The sequence below is a fragment of the Burkholderia orbicola genome, assembly GCF_900100915.1.
Classification (GTDB): Bacteria; Pseudomonadota; Gammaproteobacteria; order Burkholderiales; family Burkholderiaceae; genus Burkholderia; species Burkholderia orbicola.
In genome coordinates this window covers 3,498,547-3,516,779 of record NZ_FNKW01000001.1, presented here as the reverse complement: position 1 = coordinate 3,516,779, position 18,233 = coordinate 3,498,547, and the positions used below count along the sequence as shown (strand labels likewise).

Here is an 18,233-nt window from a genome sequence, read left to right as displayed (position 1 = left end):
GCGCGCGTCACGCGGCGGCCCAGCGAGAACTCGCGGACCGCATTCATGCGGCGCGCGCGCGGCTGCCGGCGCTCGATTTCGACGATGCGGTCCATGCGCACGTCAGCGCACTGTGCATCGACGCGGCCGTCGACGGGTTGCGGGCCGATCTCGTGATGCTGCGCGCCGCGCGTGCGCTGGCCGCACTGGAACAGGCCGACGCGGTGACGGTGTCGCATGTGGCGCGCGTGGCCGAAGCCGTGCTGCGGCACCGGCGCCATGCGGGGCCGCCGCCGTCGCAGCAGTCATCGCAACAAGGGAGCGAGCGCGACGATCGTTCGCGGTCGGACACACCACGGCAGCCTGACAAGCGACAGGACGACACGAAGGCCGACGCGGCCGCATCGCAAGGCGACTGGGGCTACTTGCCGCCCGAACCGGCCGGGCTGCGCGACGTGAAAAGCGTCGTGCCGCTGCCGCTAAAAAAACGCTGAGCCATCGAGCCGGCGCCGCCGCGAACGCGATTCGCGGTCCTCGATGGCAGTCAGGCGCGGCCGCGCGCGTGCCGGGCACGGTGCGCGCCGGCACGGCCGTCGCTTGGCCGGCGACGCTCGCCGCGAAACGCGGCGGCCCGCTGCATCGCGAGCATCTGCGCTTCGGGAAACGCGCGGGCACGCCGCGTGCGCTGCATTGTTTCGTGCTCGACTGTTCGGCGTCGATGCTGTCGCACGAGCGGCTCGCGCTCGCGAAGGGGCTGATCGTCGCGTATTTCGATCAGGCCGCGCGTGAGCGGGTCGAAACCGCGCTGATTTGCTTCGGCGGCCAAGGCGCCGCGCGGCGCTTCGGCCCGGCCGTGCCGCGCTGGTGGAACGCGCGCTGGCTCGAACCGGTCGACGGCGGCGGCGGTACGCCGCTCGCGGACGGCATCGCGGCCGCCGCGCAGTTGCTTGCCAGCGCTGCTCGCCGCGAGCCCGGCAAGGAGCGCTGGCTGTGGGTGCTGTCCGACGGGCGCACGCGCGAGACGCCGGCCAAACCCGCGGCGGCCGATCACGTCGTGTTCGTCGACTTCGACGATGCGGCCGTGCGGATCGGGCAGGGTGCGCGGCTCGCCGCGGCGTGGGGCGCGCAGTGGATGACGGCCGACGCGCTTCGCACCGATCTCGCCGGCTGATGGCCGGCCGGCGGTGCGCTATGATCGCCGCTTCTGCTTCCGCTCACTGGAAACCCCCGCCATGCAAGTACTGGTCGATGCCGACGCGTGTCCCGCCGTCATCAAGGACATGCTGTTTCGCGCCGCGCGCCGTGCCGAAATCTGCGTGACGCTGGTCGCGAACCAGTTTCTGCGCACGCCGCCGTCGCCGTTCATCAAGGCCGTGCAGGTGCCGGCCGGCTTCGACGTGGCCGACGCGCGCATCGTCGAGCTGGCGGAGCCGGGCGACCTCGTGATCACCGCGGACATCCCGCTGGCCGCCGCCGTGCTCGACAAGGGCGCGCACGCGCTCGACCCGCGCGGCAACTGGTTCAGCCGCGAGAACATCGAGGAGCGCCTGTCGACACGCGCGATGATGGACCAGTTGCGCAGCGCCGGCATCGATACGGGCGGGCCGGCGCCGTTCAGCGCGCGCGACGGCAAGACGTTCGCGTCGCAGTTCGACCGCTTCCTGGCGCGGCACGGCAAGCCGTAGCAGCACGTGTTGGCGTCCGGCCAGGATGCAGGTTCGCGCCGACGCTGCTATCGTGGGGCGAGAACCCCAACACAGGAGCGCATGCGTGTCACCCACCCAACTTCTCGTTCCGACCTACACCCAGATGCTGCGCGCACAGTCCGCATGGCTCGATAAGGCGGTCGCCCATCGGCAGGCCGCGGGCGACGAACCCGACGCGGCGATGACGCTGAGGCTCGCCCCCGACATGTATCCGCTCGCCGCCCAGGTGCGCTTCTCGTGTTTCCAGGCGATGGAGCCGGTTTACCGGCTGCGCGGCGAGCCGCTGCCGGCGGCATTGCTGGCCCTGCGCGAGGCGGGCTGGAACGCCGATGCGCAACCCGGTTCGCCGGCCGATGCACAGGCGATCATCGCCGGTACGCTCACCTTTCTCGGCGAACTCGCACCCGATGCGCTCGATGGCGCCGCCGCGCGGCCGATCGCGCTCGAACTGCCGAACGGGATCGCGTTCGACATGACGGGCGAACAGTACGCGCGCGACTGGGCGCTGCCGCAGTTCTACTTCCACGCGATCGCCGCGTACGCGATCCTGCGCCATCACGGCGTCGAACTCGGCAAGGCCGATTACGTGCCGCACATGCTCGCGTACGTGCGGCCGGGCACGATTCCGCAAGGGTGAGCCGCCCCCTCGGGCGCCGCGCAGCGACATGACACGGGCACTGTTCGTCTGCAGCCGCAACCGGCTGCGCAGCCCGACGGCCGAAGCTGTGTTCGCCGCGTGGCCCGGCATCGAAACCGACTCCGCGGGCCTCGCGCCCGACGCGGACGTGCGGCTCTCCGTCGAGCAACTCGACTGGGCGGACATCGTGTTCGTGATGGAGCGCGCGCACCAGGCGCGGCTGTCGGCGCAATTCGGCGCGCATCTGAAGCACCGGAAGATCGTCTGCCTCGACATTCCCGATCGCTATGCGTTCATGCAGCCCGAGTTGGTCGCGCTGCTCGAACGCAAGGCCGGCCCGTTCCTGCGCGCGTAATCGCCGCAATCGGTGCCCGAGCCGACATCGATCTCAGCGCAGCGGCCCGCTCGCGAACGCAGAAAAACAGTCGAGCCGCAGCAGCTCGATGATCTTGCGCGTCGGCACGCTGGCCTGCAGCGTGTCGAGCCGGTCGACGCTGAACCACTTGCAACGGGCGATCTCATTGCTGGCACGCGGCGTCAGGTGCGCCGGCACGTCGGCCACGAACACGTGATGCAGCTTCGTCAGCCCACCGAACTGCACCGCGTAGTCGAGCGCGAGCCCCTCCAGCCGCGTTTCCTCCGCGAGCTCCCGCTGCGCGGCCTGGAGCGGCGTCTCGCCGCGCCGGATCGTGCCGCCGGGCAGCGACCAGCGCGCCGCGGTGCGCGCGACCAGCAGCACGCTGCTGCGCTGGCGGCACACGATCGTGGCGCGTTCCTTGATGACGGCGAGGGTATCCGGCCCGGTGCTCATGTTCGGCAAAACAGGTGCTGAATCGTGGAGAAAAACCGGCGCCGGCCATGCGGGGGCCGGCAGCAGACGGCGACGGCATGCAGGCCGCCGCGCCGATGTTACCGGCCGTTCATGACAGTTCCGTGCACCGCGGTCGTGCCACGGACGACGGCTCACGCGTGCGTATAGATTCCGCTGCGCGCCGGCTTCGCGTGGCGCGAATGACGGCGCTTGTGAACGGCACGCCGGTGATGCGGCGACGGCGCGGTGACGTGCCGGCGTGCGGGCGCGGGCCGGGCGGTGGGCGCGGCAGCGTGCGGCGCCGCGCCCGATACCCCGGTTTGTCCCTCGCCGAAGTGGAAAGTCTGTTTTTGCGCGTGCGCGACGCCCAGCGTCGATGCGAGTACGAAGGCCGCCAGCCACAACCGTTTCATGAATATTTCGCCTTGTCATTGATGGGGATGAACATTGCCCGCCAGCTTAGCGAACGGCGGGGCGCGACCGCAACCGGCCCGTGTTCGGTGTCGTCCCCACTTGCACGCGGCGACGTTCTCCGCGCGGCAGCCGGGTCCGTCCGGGCTTGACAACACGATTCCCCAGTGTGAATATAAATTCATACACAAGAATTATTCGTCGAGTCCGGGAAGCCGCGTGCAAGCGCCGGGCCGCCGGAACCGGCAGTCCGATCAACCGGAACCAGGAGCGAGACGCATGGCGGAACACGAGCAGCAGGGCGCGCTGGCGGGATTGCGCATCATCGATCTGTCGCGGGTGCTGGGCGGCCCGTACGCGACCCAGATCCTCGCCGATCACGGCGCGGAGGTGATCAAGGTCGAACCGCCGTCCGGCGACGAGACGCGCACGTGGGGCCCGCCGTTCGACGGCGACACCGCGTCGTACTTCCTCGGCGTGAACCGCAACAAGCTCGGCATCGCGCTCGACCTGACGCAGCCGGCCGATCGCGAGCGGCTGCTCGGGCTGCTCGAACACGCGGACGCGCTCGTCGAGAACTTCAAGATCGGCACGATGGAGCGCTGGGGGCTCGGCTTCGACGCGCTGCATGCGCGGTTTCCGCGCCTCGTCTATTGCCGCGTGTCGGGTTTCGGCGCGGACGGCCCGCTCGGCGGGCTGCCGGGCTATGACGCGGCCGTGCAAGCGCTCGCCGGGCTGATGAGCGTCAACGGCGAAGCCGGTGGCGCGCCGCTGCGCGTCGGCGTGCCGATCGTCGATCTCGTCACGGGGCTGAACGCGGCGCTCGGCGTGCTGATGGCGCTGCGCGAACGCGACGCCAGCGGCCGCGGCCAGTTCGTCGAATCGACGCTGTTCGACTGCGCGCTGTCGATCCTGCATCCGCATACGCCGAACTTCTTCCATTCGGGCAACGCGCCCGTGCGCACCGGCAACGCGCATCCGAACATCACGCCGTACGACAGCTTTCCGACCGCGGGCGTCGACATCTTCCTGGCAGTCGGCAACAACGGGCAGTTCGCCGCGCTGTGCGACGTGCTCGGCACGCGCGACTGGCTCGACGATCCGCGTTTCGCGGACAACCGCGCGCGCAGCCAGCACCGCGCCGCGCTGCGCACGCTGCTCGAAACGGCGCTGGCCGCGCACGACGGCGCGACGCTCGCCGAACGACTGATGCGCCGCGGCGTGCCGTGCGCGCCCGTGCTCGGGCTCGATGCGGCGCTCGCCCACCCGCATGTCGCGCATCGGCGGATGAAGGTCGAGCTGGGCCGGCATCGCGGCATCGCGTCGCCGATCAAGCTCGGCCGCACGCCGGCTACGTACCGGCGCGCGCCGCCCGCGCTGAACGAACATGCGGCGCAGGTGTTCGCGGCCGACAACGACAACCGCCGGACCTGACCGGCATCGCGGCCGCCGGCCGTGCCGCATTGCGGCGCCCGGCCACGCGCCGCGCACACCATCATTCGGACATCACGCCGGCCCGCGCATCGACATGCCCGTCGATGCGCACCGGCTGAAGAGGAGACGCATCATGCTCGCATGGATCGGCGCGGTCGCCATCGTCGCGCTGTTCGGCCTGATCATCACGAAGCGGTTGTCGCCGCTCGTCGCGCTGATCGTCGTGCCGGTGGCCGCGTCGCTCGCGGCCGGTTTCGGGCTGCAGACCGGCAAGTTCGTCGTGCACGGCGTACAGAACATCGGCCCGATCGCCGGGATGTTCGTTTTTGCGATTCTATTTTTCGGAATCCTCACCGACGCGGGGATGCTCGACCCGATCATCGCCGGCGTGCTGCGCGTGATCGGCTGTCATCCGCCGCGCATCGTGATGGGCTCGGCGCTGCTCGCGCTGCTGATCCATCTCGACGGCTCGGGCGCCGTCACGTTTCTCGTCACGCTGCCCGCGATGATGCCGCTCTATACGCGGCTCGGGATGGATCGCCGCATTCTCGCGTGCGTCGCGTCGATGGCGGCCGGCGTCAACTTCCTGCCATGGGTCGGGCCGATGCTGCGCGCGTCGGCGGCGCTGCACATTCCCGGCTCGGCGATCTTCACGCCGATGATCCCGGTGCAGATCGTCGGGCTCGCGTTCGTGTTCGGCACCGCCTGGGTGCTTGGCGTACGCGAGGCGAAACGGCTCGGGCTCGACCGCGCCGGCGCGGCCGCGCTCGCGATCGCGCCGCGCGAGCTGACCGATGCCGAACGCGCGTTGCGCCGGCCGGGCCGCTTCGGGATCAACGTCGCGCTCACGCTCGTCGTGCTCGTCACGCTGGTGTCCGGCATCGTCGACCCGATGGTGATGTTCATGCTCGGCACGGTCGCCGCGCTCGTGATCAATTACCCGGACGTGCAGGCGCAGCGCGAACGGATCGACGCGCATGCGAAGGCCGCGCTGATGATGGCGAGCGTGCTGCTCGCGGCCGGCGCGTTCACCGGCATCATGTCCGGCACCGGGATGCTGAAGGCGATGGCCGAGGTCGTCGTCGCGCACGTGCCCGTCGAGCATGCGCGCCACATGCCGTTCGTGCTCGGGCTGCTGTCGATGCCGCTCAGCCTGCTGTTCGATCCCGATTCGTTCTACTTCGGCGTGCTGCCGGTGCTCGCGGAGAGCGGCAAGCTGCTCGGCGTGCCACCGATCCAGATGGCGCAGGCCGCGCTGCTCGGCCAGATGACGACCGGTTTTCCGGTCAGCCCGCTCACGCCCGCGACGTTCCTGATCGTCGGGCTGACCGGCGTCGAGCTCGCCGAGCACCAGAAATTCACGATTCCGTTCCTGTTCGCCGCCACCGTGCTGATGGTCTTCGCCGCGGTCGCGACGGGCGTGTTTCCATTGTGAGCGGCGCGGCCGTTCACGTTTTTTCGGGAGAGCAGTCCATGCAGTTCGACCTGACCGACGACCAGCGCGCGATCGAAAGCGCGATCGAGAAAATCTGCGAGCGCTTCGGCGACGACTACTGGCTCGAACGCGATCGCGCCGGCGGATTTCCGGCCGACTTCCACGCGGCGCTCGCCGAGGCCGGCTGGCTCGGCATCGCGATGGACCCGGCTTACGGCGGAGCCGGGCTCGGGATGACCGAGGCGGCGCTGATGATGCGCACGATCAGCGCGTCGGGCGCTGGCTTGTCCGGCGCATCGGCCGTCCACATGAACATCTTCGGGCTGAACCCGGTGCAGGTGTTCGGCAACGATGCGCAGAAGGCGCGCTTCCTGCCGCCGCTGATCGCCGGGCGCGACAAGGCGTGCTTCGCGGTGACGGAACCCGACGCCGGGCTCGACACCACGCACCTGACCACCCAGGCGCGCCGCGACGGCGATCACTACGTGCTGAGCGGGCGCAAGATCTGGATCTCGACCGCGCAGGTGGCGAACAAGATGCTGATCATCGCGCGCACGACGCCGCTCGACCAGGTCGCGAAGCCGACCGACGGGCTGAGCCTGTTCTATACCGATCTCGACCGTTCGCGCGTCGAGGTGCGCGAGATCGAGAAGATGGGCCGCAAGGCGGTCGATTCGAACATGCTGTTCATCGACAACCTGCGCGTGTCGCGCGACGACCTGATCGGCAACGAAGGCGACGGCTTCCGCTATCTGCTGCACGGCCTGAACCCCGAACGCATCCTGATCGCCGCGGAGGCGATCGGCCTCGGGCAGGCCGCGCTGCGCCGCGCGACGCAGTATGCGTGCGAGCGCGTGGTGTTCGGCCGGCCGATCGGGCAGAACCAGTCGATCCAGCATCCGCTCGCGCAGGCGTGGATGCAGCTCGAGGCCGCATGGCTGATGGTGATGAAGGCCGCGACGCGCTACGACGCGGGTCAATCGTGCGGCGCGGAGGCGAACGCGGCGAAATACCTCGGCGCGGAAGCCGCGTTCCAGGCCTGCCAGACGGCGATCGCGACGCACGGCGGGATGGGGTACGCGAAGGAATATCATGTCGAGCGCTATCTGCGCGAGTGTATGATTCCGAGGCTCGCGCCCGTGAGCCCGCAACTGATCCTGTGCTACATCGCGGAGAAGGTGCTCGGGCTGCCGAAGTCATACTGACCGTAGCGCCCCGGCGGCCCGCCCGGCGCGCGGTTTCCCGTTCCGAATCAAGCGCTCGTCATGGACGTCAAACTCGTTGCCCGCACGCTCGACCTGTTCGAGCTGTTCGCCGCCGAACGGCGGCCGCTGCCGCTCACCGAACTCGCGCGCCTGCTCAACGTGCCGGCGTCGAGCTGCCTCGCGATGGCGCGCACGCTCGTGAGCCGCGGCTACCTGTACGAAGTGCGCAAGCGCGGCGGCTACTACCCGACGCGGCGCCTGCAGACGGTCGCCGCCGCGATCGACGCGACCGATCCGGTCGTCGACATCGTGCATCCGCACCTCGTCGCGCTGCGCGACGCGAGCCGCGAAACCGCCGTGCTCGGCAAGATCCAGGGTGTGTCGGTCACGTACCTCGACGTCGTCGAATCGGAGCAGGCGATCCGCTATACGCGCCAGCCGGGCGAGCTGCGCCCGCTGCACGCGAACTCGATCGGCAAGGCGATCTTCGCGGAACTCGCGAGCGATACGCAGCAGGCGCTCGGCGCGCAACTGCCGTTCGAACGCTTCACCGATGCGACGGTGGCCGACCTGGCGGCGCTCGTCGCGCAGACCGCGCGGTTTCGCGAACTCGGCTGGGCCGAGAACTTCGGCGAGAGCGCGCCCGAGCTGTCGGCGCTCGCGGTGGCGCTGACGCTCGACGGCGACTGGTACGGGCTGTCGGTCGTCGGGCCGACCGAGCGGATTCGCCAGCATCGCGACAAGCATGCGGCGCTGCTCGTCGACGCGAAGGCACGGCTGCTGGCCGAGCACGCGCGCGGGTAGGGCAGCGGCGCGCGCCGGCATCGGCAGCGGGCCGTTCCGGCGTTCGGTCCTGCCACGCCGGAAACGGCCCGCCGTACGTCACGCGCGAGCGCGTCGCAACGTCACGACTTCACCCACACGCCGCCCGCGCTCGGGTTGTCGCCCTGCGTCCACCATTTCGCGCAATACTTCGCGCCCTGGTACGTCACGCACGTGCCGCCCTGGTAGGCGGTCGTCGCCGACCACGCGGGCGTGCCGCCGCCGATCGGCTTCCACACGGCCGCCTGGCCGGGCACGTCGCCCTGCGTCCACCACTGCGCCTGATACGTCGTGCCCTGGTAGGTGACCGTCGCGCCGGCCGTATAGACCTGGCCGGCCGCCCACGGTGCGCCCGGCTGCGGCGTACCGCCGTCCGAGCCGCCGCCGTAGTTCGGGTCCTGCGTGACGCCCGCGCCCCACTTGCCGTCGAGCTTCTTGAAGATCGCCGCGAACGCGTACGGCTGCTGCGCGACGCCCGAGCAGGTCGGCGATGCATACGTGCCGCCGGACGGGCACGCCTGATCGCGGCCGACCGACCAGTTGCCGAAGAAACCGTAGCCGTTCGCGATTGCCGCGTTCAGCACGGTCTGCGCATTCGCGAGCGTAAACGTTTCGCCTTGCACGTCGTTCACGCCGATCATCGGCGTGACGCCGACCATCTGCCACAGCTGCGCGTTGGTCTTCGGCTGGCCGGCCGACTTGAACGCCGTGTCGAGCTGCGAGTAGAGCGCCTGCGCGGCGCTGATCGCGGCGGCGCCCATGTCGATGTTCGCGGGGCCGTAATCCATCGCCATCACGTTGACCGCATCGAACGTGGTCTTGTTCGCGATGGCCGCGTTGACGACGTTCACGCCGTCCTGGGTGAGCCCGGTCGGCATCGTCGGCAGCGTCAGCGTCACGTGCAGCGGCTTGCCTTTCGCCGCGTAGTCGGCCTGCAGTTGCGCGACCGCCTGGAAGTTGCGCGCGACCGCAGCCGTGTCCTGCTGCGACGCGCCCTCGATGTCGAAATCGATATGCGTGAGGCCGTACGTGTCGATCACCGTCTGGTACGCGCTCTTCAGCGCGGGAACCGTCGAGCAGGCCTGCATCAGCGGCGTGCCGTTCGCGCCGCCGAACGACACGGCGACTTCGCCGCCTTTCGCGCGGTAGCTCGCGATCGACGTGGACAGCGCGGTCAGCAGCCCGCCGCTCGCGCCGTTGCCGATCGGCTGCACGCCGCCCCACGACGGCACGCAGCCGTTGCCCGCGACCACGAACGCGAGCGTGAACTGCTGGATGCCCTGGCGCACGCCGATCTGATCGACCAACGGTGTCGGATAGAGCGTCACGTCGACAAAGGGTGCATAGACGCCGGCACCGTGCGACACGCTCGCCATCGCGAGCAGACAACCCGCGGCAAACGCACGCGGAACGAAACGCGGCAACACATTGTTGTTCATTCTGTGTTCTCCAAGTGGAAGAGGGATACGCTGGCCTGCGTATCGCCGCCGATGGGCAGGCACCTGTCCCGTCGGCGGCGTGCCTATCTTGGAGTATTCGCGTCGAATAGGGAATTTAGGGATACTTCTTTTTGTTATTCGATTCCCGATACGTAACGATCTTGCCGATTCGGTCGCGTTGCGAAACGCGGGGCGGGCACTTTTTCCGGCTGCTCGCGCCATGGCGCGCGGATGGACCGGTTCCAGCGAACCGGTGATGCACCGGCATACCGCTCAGCGGCTCGTGTGCGTCGGCATTCACGCGAGCAGCGCCGGATTTCAATACGCGCGCCGCGGCGTTCAGCGATACCAGCGCGGCGTATAGACCCATTCGCGTGCGTTGCCGATCGCGAAGCGCCGCGTCGTCGACGAGCCGACGATCACCATCGTGCGCATGTCGACCTGGTCGCCGCGCAGCGCGCCGAGAGTCGTGGTCGAAAGCGTCGCGCCCGGCCGGCCGATGTCGCGGCCGAGCACGACCACCGTATCGGCCGCACGATGCGCGCGCACGATGTCGAGCGCACGGTCGAGCTGCCACGGCCGCGCGCGCGAAATCGGGTTGTAGAACGCCATCACGAGATCGGCTTGCGCCGCGTGTTGCAGGCGCGTCTCGATCACGCCCCACGGCTTCAGGTTGTCCGACAGCGAGATCGCGCAGAAATCGTGGCCGAGCGGTGCGCCGGCCTGCGCGGCGGTGGCGAGCGACGCCGAGATGCCGGGCTCCACGCGCAGGTCGACCGCGGCCCATTGCGGGTCGCGCGCTTCGTCGAGCGCTTCGAGCACGGCCGCGGCCATCGCGAAGACGCCGGGGTCGCCCGACGAGACGACCGCGACGCGCCGGCCCTCGGCCGCCAGTTCGAACGCATGGCGCGCGCGCTGCATTTCCTCGCGATTGTCGGTGCCGTGCACGCGCTGGTCTGCCCGAAACGGGCCGGCCATGTTCACGTAGGTCGTATAGCCGAGGATGTCGGTCGCGTCCGCGAGCGCCGCGCGCGCGGCCGGCGTGAGCCATGCGGCGCCGCCCGGGCCGAGACCGAGCACCGTCAGGCGGCCGCGCGCACGGCCGAGCGTGGCGGGGTCGACCGGCTGCGATGCGACCGCGCACGCGAGACCGTGCGATGCCGCACGCATCGTGTGGGTGACGCGCAGCGCGCGGCCGAGCAGCGTGCTGGCGTCGGCAGGCGCGTCGCGATCGCCATCGACGAAACGCAGCGGCACGTCGAGCGTGCTCGCCGCTTCTTCCAATGCGGGTTCGCCGATCGCCGACGACGGCGCGACGATGGCCGCGAGCGCCAGCCGTGCGAGGCCCTGTGCGTCGAGCATGGCTTCGATGCGTGCGGCAAGCGCTTCGCCTGCATGCACGGCATCCGCGGCAACACCAACCACCACGCTGCGCGGATGAATCACGAGCTCGTCGCGCGCGCCGCGCCACGCATCGGGCGTCACGCGAATCGCGTGCGCGGCCGCGGTATCACGGGGCAGCGCGACGTCGTCGAGCCACGGCGCCGCGCCGTCGACGCGCGTCGACGCGCCCGCGAGCAGGTCGGACACGAAGCGCTTGCCCTGCGCGAGATCGGCGAGCGCATAGCCTTCCGGCGGATTGAGCACGCACGCGCCGAAGCGCAGTTCGCCGCTCGTCGTGATCGCCGGCGCGACGCCAACGCATTCGGCGATTTCGCGCGCGATCACGTTGACGCCGGTCAGTCCGCCGAGCAGCGGCACGACGGCCGAGCCGTCCTCCGCGACCGCGAGCACCGGCGGCTCGACGCCCTTGTCGGCGAGCGCGGGCGCGAGGCAGCGGATCACGATGCCGGCCGCGCACAGCGCGACGATCGGCAGGCCGCGCGCATAGAGTTCACGCAGGTGCGCGCCGAGTTCGTCGAACGGCACGTCGGCGTCGGCGTCGACGCGCGACGCGAGACCGTGCACCCGGGCGCCCGGATAACGCGCCTGGATGCGTCGCGCGGTATCGAGCGCGCCCGCGCCGAGGATCACGATCGCGGGCGGGGTCATCATCCTTGCCATTTTTCCCCCGGCACGACGAGCAGCGAGAAATACGGCGACGCCATCGGATCGACCTCGTCGAGCGGCACGATGCGCTGGTTCGCCATCGTCGCGCGCTCGACGTACAGCGCGCGCTTCGCGAGCCCGAGTTCGTCGAGCACGCGCCGCACCTTGTCGAAATTGCGGCCGAGCTTCATCACGACGGCCGCGTCGGCCCGCGCGAGCCGCTCGCGCAGTTCATGCTCGGGCAGCACGCCCGACAGCACCGACAGGCTCTGGTTGCGATAGACGAGCGGCTGGCCGAGCACGGCCGTGCCGCCGAGCATCGCGCATACGCCCGGGATCACCTCGGTGTCGTAACGCGGTGCGAGGCGGTCGTGCAGGTACATGTACGAACCGTAGAAGAACGGATCGCCTTCGCAGATCACCGCGACGTCACGGCCCGCATCGAGGTGCGCCGCGACGATCTCGGCCGCGGTGTCGTAGAAATCGGCGATCACCGTCTCGTAGCAGAGCGGCGGCGGCAGTGCCTCGGTCGTCACCGGGTAGACCAGCGGCAGCTGCGTCTGCCCGTCGAGCAGGTGCGCTTCGACGATGCCGTACGCGTTGCCTTTCTTGCCCTTCGCGACGAAATACGCGACCACCGGCGCCGCCTGCAGCACGCGTAGCGCCTTGATCGTCATCAGCTCGGGATCGCCGGGGCCGACGCCGACCCCGAACAGCTGTCCACGCGTGGTCGTCATTCGACCTCCGTTGCAAGCGCATTGACCGCGGCGGCGGCCATCGCGCTGCCGCCGCGCCGGCCGAGCAGCGCGACGTACGGCACGCCGCGGCTGTCGGCGTCGAGCATCGCCTTCGATTCGGCCGCGCCGATGAAGCCGACCGGGAAACCGAGGATCAGCGCGGGCCGCGGCGCGCCGGCGTCGATCATGTCGAGCAGGTGGAACAGCGCCGTCGGCGCATTGCCGATCACGACGACGCTGCCCGCGAGATGCGGGCGCCACAGTTCGAGCGCGGCGGCCGAACGCGTGTTGCCGAGGTCGCGCGCGAGGTCGGGCACCTCCGGCTCGCCGAGCGTGCAGATCACGCGGTTGGCCGCCGGCAGCCGCGCACGCGTGATGCCCTCGGCGACCATCCTCGCATCGCACAGGATCGGCGCGCCGGCCGCGAGCGCCGTGCGGCCGGCCGTGCCGGCGCCGGCCGAGAAGCGCAGGTCGTACACGACGTCGACCATCCCGCACGCGTGGATCACGCGCACCGCGAGTTTCTCGAGATCGGGCGGAATCTGCGACAGGTCGGCCTCGGCGCGGATCGTCGCGAACGACTGGCGGTAGATTTCCTGCCCGTCGCGAATGTAGTCAAGCATCGGTGGTGTCCTGGCTGTGCCGCGCGTCCATGAGTCGGACCGCGGCCTGGTCGATCGTCAGATGGCGCGCGAGCGGGGCGCCGAGGCCCGCGGCCGCGTCGCGCCGGTAAAGGTCGTAGTGCGCGGGCGCCACCGCGACGAGCGTATGCGCGGCGGGATGCGGCAGCGCACAGTGGCGCTCGCAACCGGTCAGGTGCACGTCGAGCGGATGGCCGACGCGCGCGGCGAGCGCGAGCGCATCGTGTTTCGTATCGGCGCGCGCTTTCGCGCAGCCGGCGCTGCCGGTGCAGGCGACGAGTGTCGCGAGCGGGTCGGACGTTGCGCACACGAGGCCGAGCGACGCGAGTGCTGCGCGCATCGCCGCCGCGCGTTCGTTCGGCACGCCGTGCATGAACACGCCTTGCCACGGCGTCATCGACAGCGTGCCGTCGCCGTCGGCCTCGGCCAGTGCGGCGAGCCGATCCAGTTGCGCCGCGTCGAGCCGCCCGAGTACAAATTGCGCGCCCACGCTGCAGCGCGCCGCGTCGCGCGACGGAGCCGCGCCGAAACGCAAGGCGGGGTCGGCACGCGTGCGCCGCCAGTCGGCAAGCGCCGGATCGGCCGCGAGCGGGAAGGGCAGGTAGTGCGCGGCGCGCGCGAGCAGCGTGCGTTCGTCGCACGTCGCCAGCAACGCGCGCATCCGCGTGACGTCGGCCGGCGCGAGATCGAGGAACGCGAGCAGCAGCGCGCGCACCAATGCGGCGCCCTGTTCCGGCGACACGTCGACCGCAGCGGGCCGGTCGCCGTGCGCGACCGGCGGACAGCCGGCCAGCCCCGCCGCGAGACGTACCGCGCCGTCGGCGCGGCGCCATGCGGCCAGCCAGATGTCGTGCGGATGATCGAGCGCCGCGACCGCTTCGCCGCCATCGAGCTGGATCGAGAATTTCGGCGACAGTTCACCGCGGCGCGGCTCGCTCGCCAGCATGTCGAGCAGCGGCACGGCCAGCGCGTGGCTATCGACGAGCGCGGCCGGGTCGTGCCCGGCGAGCGGGCTCAGCAGCACGTTGCGAACATCGTCGCTCGCCGCGAGCGCGGCCGTATCGTCGGTGACGTTGCCGGCGCTTGCGCGCGGGCCGAGCCCTGCGTCGAGCAACGCGTGCGCGAGCGCATCGGCCGCGTCGTCGCGAATGCCGCGCAACTGGAGATTCGCGCGATTGGTCGCATCGATCGCGCCGGACCCGTACCGGCGCGCGGCGGCGGCGATCGCGCGTGCCTGATGTGCGTCGAGCCGGCCGCCCGGCAGCTTGATCCGGCACAGCCCGCCGTCGGCGGCCGCGACCACGCGCACGAGCCCCGGGCAGGCCGACGGGCGCACGACGGGCGACGCAAGAATCGAAGCGGGGGCGGAATTCAACGGGATACCGGGACAGTGTGTGGCGCCGCGGCCAACGCATCGGTACACCCCGCCCGACGCCGACTGGCACGCACGCACTTTCTGGCCGGCAGGTCTCCTGGCTGACAGGTCGGCGCCGGCTCCCGGCCTTCCCGGTGAAACCAGTGGCATGAGGGGGAGCTCGGCTCGCTGTCTACAGTTGCGGGGGCAGCCACAGCGGCGCGCGGGGCGCCCTGTGTTCCCTCTTCGGCCCCGAAGGGCACCGGCGAACGAACGGCCGTAGGATACCCGATTTCGGCCGCGATTCGCGACCGGTCGGCCGTTCGCGGCGGGTGAAGCGGGCAGCGGCCGGGCGCGGGTGGGCCGGCAGATGAAACGCGAGGTGGAACACGGTACCATGCCGTTTTTCGCAATGCGGACGGCTGCACCGGCGCTTTCACGGCCGCGCGGCGACACGATGGAATTGAACGATGGGGAAGGGTGCATGACGGCGTGGCTGACGGTAGTGGGCATCGGCGACGACGGTTACGCGGGGCTCGGACGCCACGCGCGGCGCGCGCTGCTCGATGCGACGCACGTGGTCGGCGCGACCCGGCATCTCGACATGCTGCCCGCGCGGCTGCGGGCGACGCGCGAAGCATGGCCGTCGCCGTTCGACCTGTCGGGGCTGCTCGCCCGCCGCGGCGCGCCCGTGTGCGTGCTCGCGAGCGGCGACCCGATGCTGTTCGGCGTCGGCGCGACGCTCGCCCGCCAGCTTTCTCCCGACGAATGGCGCGTGCTGCCCGCGCCGTCATCGCTATCGCTCGCCGCGGCGCGTCTCGGCTGGGCGCTGCAGGACGTCGGCGCGGTTTCGCTCGTCGGGCGTCCGCTCGCGACGCTGGCCCGCCATCTGCTGCCGGGCCGGCGCCTGTTCGTGCTGAGCGCCGACGGCCGCACGCCGGCCGCCGTCGCGGCCGAACTCGCCGCCCGCGGCTTCGGGCCGACGCGCGTCAGCGTGTTCGAACACCTCGGCGGCCCGCTCGAGCGACGGATCGATGGCCTCGCGCAAGACTGGCACGTCGACGAAACCGCCGCGCTCAACCTCGTCGCGCTCGATTGCCGGGCGGGCCCCGACGCGCCGCGCCGCGCGCTCACGCCCGGCCTGCCCGACGATGCGTACCGCCACGACGGCCAGCTCACCAAGCGCGACCTGCGTGCGATGACGCTCGGGCGTCTCGCGCCCGCGCCCGGTGAACTGCTGTGGGACGTCGGCGCCGGCAGCGGCTCGATCGGCATCGAATGGATGCGCGCGCATCCATCCTGCCAGGCGATCGCGATCGAAGCGCATGCGGAGCGGCAGCGCTTCATCGAACACAACCGCGATACGCTCGGTGTGCCGGGCCTGCAACTCGTCGCGGGCCGTGCGCCCGATGCGCTCGCGGGGCTCGCCGCGCCCAACGCGATCTTCATCGGCGGCGGCGCGACGGCGCCCGGCGTGCTCGACGCGTGCTGGACTTCGTTGAAACCCGGCGGCCGGCTGGTCGCCAACGCGGTCACGCTGCAGGGCGAGATGGCGCTCGCCGCGTGGCGCGACGCGCATGGCGGCACGCTCACGCGCGTGTCGTTCGCGCATGCCGAACCGCTCGGCCGCTTCGACACGTGGCGGCAGCCGTTGCCGGTCACGCTGTACGACGTGCGCAAGCCCGACACGGCAGACGCGACCGACACGGCCGGCTCGTCGAATCCGTCGAACGCAACGGACGCGTGATGCGCGACGAAACCCCCGAACAACCCGCGCCGCTGCGCTTCGGCTACACGACCGGCAGCTGCGCGACCGCGACGTCCCTCGCGGCAGCGCGGCTGCTGCTCGCGGGTCACGCGGACGACGCGGTCGAGATCGTGCTGCCGAAGGGGCAGCGCGTGATGATGCGGCTCGAGTTCTGCCGCACGACCGCCGACGGCGCCGAAGCCGGCACGATCAAGGATGCCGGCGACGATCCGGACGTCACGCATGGCGCGCTGATCTTCGCGCGCGTCGCGCTCGCGGCGGCGCCCGGCGTGCGCTTTCATGCCGGGCCGGGCGTCGGCACGGTCACGCGCGCGGGGCTGACGTTGCCGGTCGGCGAACCGGCGATCAATCCGGTGCCGCGCCAGATGATGACTACCCACCTCGAGGCGCTCGCCGCTGAACACGGCTACGCGGGCGGCTTCGACGTGACGATCGGCGTCGAAGGCGGCGAGATGCTCGCGCTGAAGACGATGAACCCACGCCTGGGCATCGTCGGCGGCCTGTCGATCCTCGGCACGACCGGCATCGTGCGGCCGTTCTCGTGTTCGGCCTATATCGCGTCGATTCATCAGGGCATCGAAGTCGCACGGGCGAACGGCATCGCGCATATCGCCGCCTGCACGGGCAACGCCAGCGAGGACGCGATGCGCGCGCACTACCAGTTGCCCGACATGGCGCTGATCGAGATGGGCGATTTCGCGGGCGCGGTGCTCAAGCACCTGCGGCGTGCGCCGGTCGCGCGCCTGTCGATGTGCGGCGGCTTCGGCAAGCTGAGCAAGCTCGCGGCCGGCCATCTCGACCTGCACAGCCGCCATTCGAGCATCGACCTGCCGCTGCTCGCGCAGTGGGCGGCCGAAGCCGGCGCGAACGAGGCGCTGCAGGCCGCGATGCGCGCGGCGAACACCAGCCAGGAAGCGTTGAAACTGGCGCAGGCAGACGGCGTGCCGCTTGGTGACCTCGTCTGCGCGCATGCGCTGCGGGTGGCACGCAACATCGTGCCGCCGTCGGTCACGGTCGAGATGTTCGCGATCGACCGGCAGGGCCGCTTCGTCGGGGTGGCGCGATGAGCCCGCGCATCCTGCTGCTCGGCGGCACCGGCGATGCGCTGAAGATCGCGCGCGCGCTCGGCCCGCATCATGTCTACAGTCTCGCCGGACTCGGCAAGACGCCCGACGATCTGCGCTGCGACGTGCGCGTCGGCGGTTTCGGCGGCGCAGCCGGGCTGACCGCGTATCTGCGCGACGCGGGTATCGGCCTCGTGATCGACGCAACCCATCCGTATGCCGCGCGAATCAGCGCGAACGCCGCGGCGGCGACGCGCGACACGGGCGTGCCTTTATGGGCGCTGCGCCGCGCGCCGTGGACGCCGCAACCGGGCGACGACTGGCGCATGGTCGACGATTGGGCCGGTATCGAGGCCGCGCTCGCGCCGTTCAGGCGCCCGCTGTTCACACTCGGCCGCGAACCGCTCGCGCATCTCGACGCGATTCCGCCACACCAGTTCTGGCTCGTGCGCTGCCTCGATGCGCATCCCGGCAACGCCCGTGCGCAGGTCGTCGCCGCGCGCGGGCCGTTCACGCTCGACGGCGAGCGCGCGTTGTTCGCGCTGGCGGGCATCGACGTCGTCGTCAGCAAGAACAGCGGCGGCGCGGCCACCGAGGCCAAGCTCGACGTCGCGCGCGAACGCAGGCTGCCGGTCGTGATGCTGCGCCGGCCGCCGCTGCCCGATGCCGACCGCGCGTTCGACTCGGTCACGGCACTCATCGACGCACTCGATCCGGCCGCGCGCGCCTGACGTGGCGCAG

The 18,233-nt window shown here is 70.8% G+C and carries 18 protein-coding genes, 1 pseudogene and 1 riboswitch; of the genes and pseudogenes, 12 read left to right on the top strand and 7 right to left on the bottom strand.

The window, feature by feature from the left end:
* The 5 genes and pseudogenes from BLS50_RS16890 to BLS50_RS16870 all read left to right on the top strand — a co-directional run.
* Nucleotides 1–473: pseudogene (locus BLS50_RS16890) on the top strand (magnesium chelatase); the annotation flags it as partial.
* Between the two features lie 68 nt (nt 474–541).
* Entirely contained in the window at nt 542–1,150 is a 609-nt protein-coding gene (locus BLS50_RS16885) for a vWA domain-containing protein (RefSeq protein ID WP_074802728.1), read from the top strand.
* A gap of 61 nt (nt 1,151–1,211) precedes the next feature.
* On the top strand, nt 1,212–1,664 hold the full coding sequence (locus tag BLS50_RS16880; RefSeq protein ID WP_027808525.1) for a YaiI/YqxD family protein: 453 nt from the start codon (nt 1,212–1,214) through the stop codon (nt 1,662–1,664).
* Nucleotides 1,665–1,689: 25 nt separating this feature from the next.
* Complete coding sequence (locus tag BLS50_RS16875) at nt 1,690–2,322, top strand: DUF1993 domain-containing protein (protein WP_074802727.1); 633 nt, start codon at nt 1,690–1,692, stop codon at nt 2,320–2,322.
* Nucleotides 2,323–2,350: 28 nt separating this feature from the next.
* Nucleotides 2,351–2,677, top strand: coding sequence for a low molecular weight protein tyrosine phosphatase family protein (locus tag BLS50_RS16870; protein ID WP_074802726.1), 327 nt, complete (start codon nt 2,351–2,353; stop codon nt 2,675–2,677).
* 33 nt (nt 2,678–2,710) lie between these two features.
* On the opposite strand, the gene BLS50_RS16865 is transcribed toward BLS50_RS16870, so the two are convergent.
* The gene (locus BLS50_RS16865; RefSeq protein WP_074802725.1) at nt 2,711–3,133 is read right to left on the bottom strand and encodes an NUDIX hydrolase; all 423 of its coding nucleotides are present in this window, start codon (nt 3,131–3,133) and stop codon (nt 2,711–2,713) included.
* Nucleotides 3,134–3,285: 152 nt separating this feature from the next.
* Nucleotides 3,286–3,546, bottom strand: a complete 261-nt coding sequence (locus BLS50_RS16860) for a hypothetical protein (protein WP_011545400.1) — start codon at nt 3,544–3,546, stop codon at nt 3,286–3,288.
* A gap of 277 nt (nt 3,547–3,823) precedes the next feature.
* Here BLS50_RS16860 and BLS50_RS16855 point away from each other — a divergent pair, with 277 nt between their 5' ends.
* The 4 genes from BLS50_RS16855 to BLS50_RS16840 all read left to right on the top strand — a co-directional run bounded on the left by BLS50_RS16855 (nt 3,824) and on the right by BLS50_RS16840 (nt 8,422).
* Nucleotides 3,824–4,978, top strand: coding sequence for a CaiB/BaiF CoA transferase family protein (locus BLS50_RS16855; protein ID WP_074802724.1), 1,155 nt, complete (start codon nt 3,824–3,826; stop codon nt 4,976–4,978).
* Between the two features lie 133 nt (nt 4,979–5,111).
* On the top strand, nt 5,112–6,413 hold the full coding sequence (locus BLS50_RS16850) for a CitMHS family transporter (protein ID WP_006476023.1): 1,302 nt from the start codon (nt 5,112–5,114) through the stop codon (nt 6,411–6,413).
* Between the two features lie 38 nt (nt 6,414–6,451).
* On the top strand, nt 6,452–7,618 hold the full coding sequence (locus tag BLS50_RS16845) for an acyl-CoA dehydrogenase family protein (RefSeq protein ID WP_027811168.1): 1,167 nt from the start codon (nt 6,452–6,454) through the stop codon (nt 7,616–7,618).
* 60 nt (nt 7,619–7,678) lie between these two features.
* Nucleotides 7,679–8,422, top strand: coding sequence for an IclR family transcriptional regulator (locus BLS50_RS16840; protein ID WP_074802723.1), 744 nt, complete (start codon nt 7,679–7,681; stop codon nt 8,420–8,422).
* Between the two features lie 101 nt (nt 8,423–8,523).
* Here BLS50_RS16840 and BLS50_RS16835 read toward each other — a convergent pair whose 3' ends face one another.
* From BLS50_RS16835 to cobG, 5 genes are all read right to left on the bottom strand, one after another.
* Nucleotides 8,524–9,879 (bottom strand): chitinase, encoded by a 1,356-nt coding sequence (locus tag BLS50_RS16835; protein ID WP_074802722.1) that lies wholly within the window; start codon nt 9,877–9,879, stop codon nt 8,524–8,526.
* A 339-nt stretch (nt 9,880–10,218) separates the two neighbouring features.
* Nucleotides 10,219–11,934 (bottom strand): precorrin-3B C(17)-methyltransferase, encoded by a 1,716-nt coding sequence (gene cobJ / locus BLS50_RS16830; protein ID WP_074802721.1) that lies wholly within the window; start codon nt 11,932–11,934, stop codon nt 10,219–10,221.
* Entirely contained in the window at nt 11,931–12,665 is a 735-nt protein-coding gene (locus tag BLS50_RS16825; protein ID WP_074802720.1) for a precorrin-2 C(20)-methyltransferase, read from the bottom strand. The genes cobJ and BLS50_RS16825 overlap by 4 nt, the downstream gene beginning before the upstream one ends.
* Nucleotides 12,662–13,288, bottom strand: coding sequence for a precorrin-8X methylmutase (locus BLS50_RS16820; protein WP_027808536.1), 627 nt, complete (start codon nt 13,286–13,288; stop codon nt 12,662–12,664). The genes BLS50_RS16825 and BLS50_RS16820 overlap by 4 nt, the downstream gene beginning before the upstream one ends.
* Nucleotides 13,281–14,681, bottom strand: a complete 1,401-nt coding sequence (cobG, locus tag BLS50_RS16815; protein WP_176934207.1) for a precorrin-3B synthase — start codon at nt 14,679–14,681, stop codon at nt 13,281–13,283. The genes BLS50_RS16820 and cobG overlap by 8 nt, the downstream gene beginning before the upstream one ends.
* Before the next feature lie 70 nt (nt 14,682–14,751).
* A riboswitch (cobalamin riboswitch) is annotated at nt 14,752–14,942 on the bottom strand.
* Between the two features lie 202 nt (nt 14,943–15,144).
* On the opposite strand from cobG, the gene BLS50_RS16810 reads away from it, so the two are divergent.
* From BLS50_RS16810 to BLS50_RS16800, 3 genes are read left to right on the top strand one after another with little or no spacing between them, the layout of a single operon-like run.
* Nucleotides 15,145–16,407: a bifunctional cobalt-precorrin-7 (C(5))-methyltransferase/cobalt-precorrin-6B (C(15))-methyltransferase gene (locus BLS50_RS16810; RefSeq protein ID WP_074802719.1), complete on the top strand. Its 1,263-nt coding sequence runs from the start codon at nt 15,145–15,147 to the stop codon at nt 16,405–16,407.
* Nucleotides 16,407–17,495 carry a cobalt-precorrin-5B (C(1))-methyltransferase gene (locus BLS50_RS16805; RefSeq protein ID WP_074802718.1) on the top strand — a complete coding sequence of 363 codons (1,089 nt, stop codon included), beginning with the start codon at nt 16,407–16,409 and terminating at the stop codon, nt 17,493–17,495. The genes BLS50_RS16810 and BLS50_RS16805 overlap by 1 nt, the downstream gene beginning before the upstream one ends.
* On the top strand, nt 17,492–18,223 hold the full coding sequence (locus tag BLS50_RS16800; RefSeq protein WP_027808539.1) for a cobalt-precorrin-6A reductase: 732 nt from the start codon (nt 17,492–17,494) through the stop codon (nt 18,221–18,223). Before BLS50_RS16805 ends, BLS50_RS16800 begins: the two co-directional genes overlap by 4 nt.
* Nucleotides 18,224–18,233: the final 10 nt, after the last annotated feature.

What these genes read in the sequence shown, in the direction of transcription:
- BLS50_RS16845 (WP_027811168.1), top strand. Translation starts at nt 6,452, where the DNA reads ATGCAGTTCGACCTGACCGACGACCAGCGCGCGATCGAAAGCGCGATC.
- BLS50_RS16800 (WP_027808539.1), top strand. Translation starts at nt 17,492, where the DNA reads ATGAGCCCGCGCATCCTGCTGCTCGGCGGCACCGGCGATGCGCTGAAG.
- BLS50_RS16805 (WP_074802718.1), top strand. Translation starts at nt 16,407, where the DNA reads ATGCGCGACGAAACCCCCGAACAACCCGCGCCGCTGCGCTTCGGCTAC.
- BLS50_RS16835 (WP_074802722.1), bottom strand. Translation starts at nt 9,879, where the DNA reads ATGAACAACAATGTGTTGCCGCGTTTCGTTCCGCGTGCGTTTGCCGCG.
- BLS50_RS16880 (WP_027808525.1), top strand. Translation starts at nt 1,212, where the DNA reads ATGCAAGTACTGGTCGATGCCGACGCGTGTCCCGCCGTCATCAAGGAC.
- BLS50_RS16865 (WP_074802725.1), bottom strand. Translation starts at nt 3,133, where the DNA reads ATGAGCACCGGGCCGGATACCCTCGCCGTCATCAAGGAACGCGCCACG.
- BLS50_RS16860 (WP_011545400.1), bottom strand. Translation starts at nt 3,546, where the DNA reads ATGAAACGGTTGTGGCTGGCGGCCTTCGTACTCGCATCGACGCTGGGC.
- BLS50_RS16855 (WP_074802724.1), top strand. Translation starts at nt 3,824, where the DNA reads ATGGCGGAACACGAGCAGCAGGGCGCGCTGGCGGGATTGCGCATCATC.
- BLS50_RS16840 (WP_074802723.1), top strand. Translation starts at nt 7,679, where the DNA reads ATGGACGTCAAACTCGTTGCCCGCACGCTCGACCTGTTCGAGCTGTTC.
- BLS50_RS16825 (WP_074802720.1), bottom strand. Translation starts at nt 12,665, where the DNA reads ATGACGACCACGCGTGGACAGCTGTTCGGGGTCGGCGTCGGCCCCGGC.
- BLS50_RS16875 (WP_074802727.1), top strand. Translation starts at nt 1,690, where the DNA reads ATGCAGGTTCGCGCCGACGCTGCTATCGTGGGGCGAGAACCCCAACAC.
- BLS50_RS16850 (WP_006476023.1), top strand. Translation starts at nt 5,112, where the DNA reads ATGCTCGCATGGATCGGCGCGGTCGCCATCGTCGCGCTGTTCGGCCTG.
- BLS50_RS16820 (WP_027808536.1), bottom strand. Translation starts at nt 13,288, where the DNA reads ATGCTTGACTACATTCGCGACGGGCAGGAAATCTACCGCCAGTCGTTC.
- BLS50_RS16870 (WP_074802726.1), top strand. Translation starts at nt 2,351, where the DNA reads ATGACACGGGCACTGTTCGTCTGCAGCCGCAACCGGCTGCGCAGCCCG.
- cobJ (WP_074802721.1), bottom strand. Translation starts at nt 11,934, where the DNA reads ATGATGACCCCGCCCGCGATCGTGATCCTCGGCGCGGGCGCGCTCGAT.
- BLS50_RS16810 (WP_074802719.1), top strand. Translation starts at nt 15,145, where the DNA reads ATGACGGCGTGGCTGACGGTAGTGGGCATCGGCGACGACGGTTACGCG.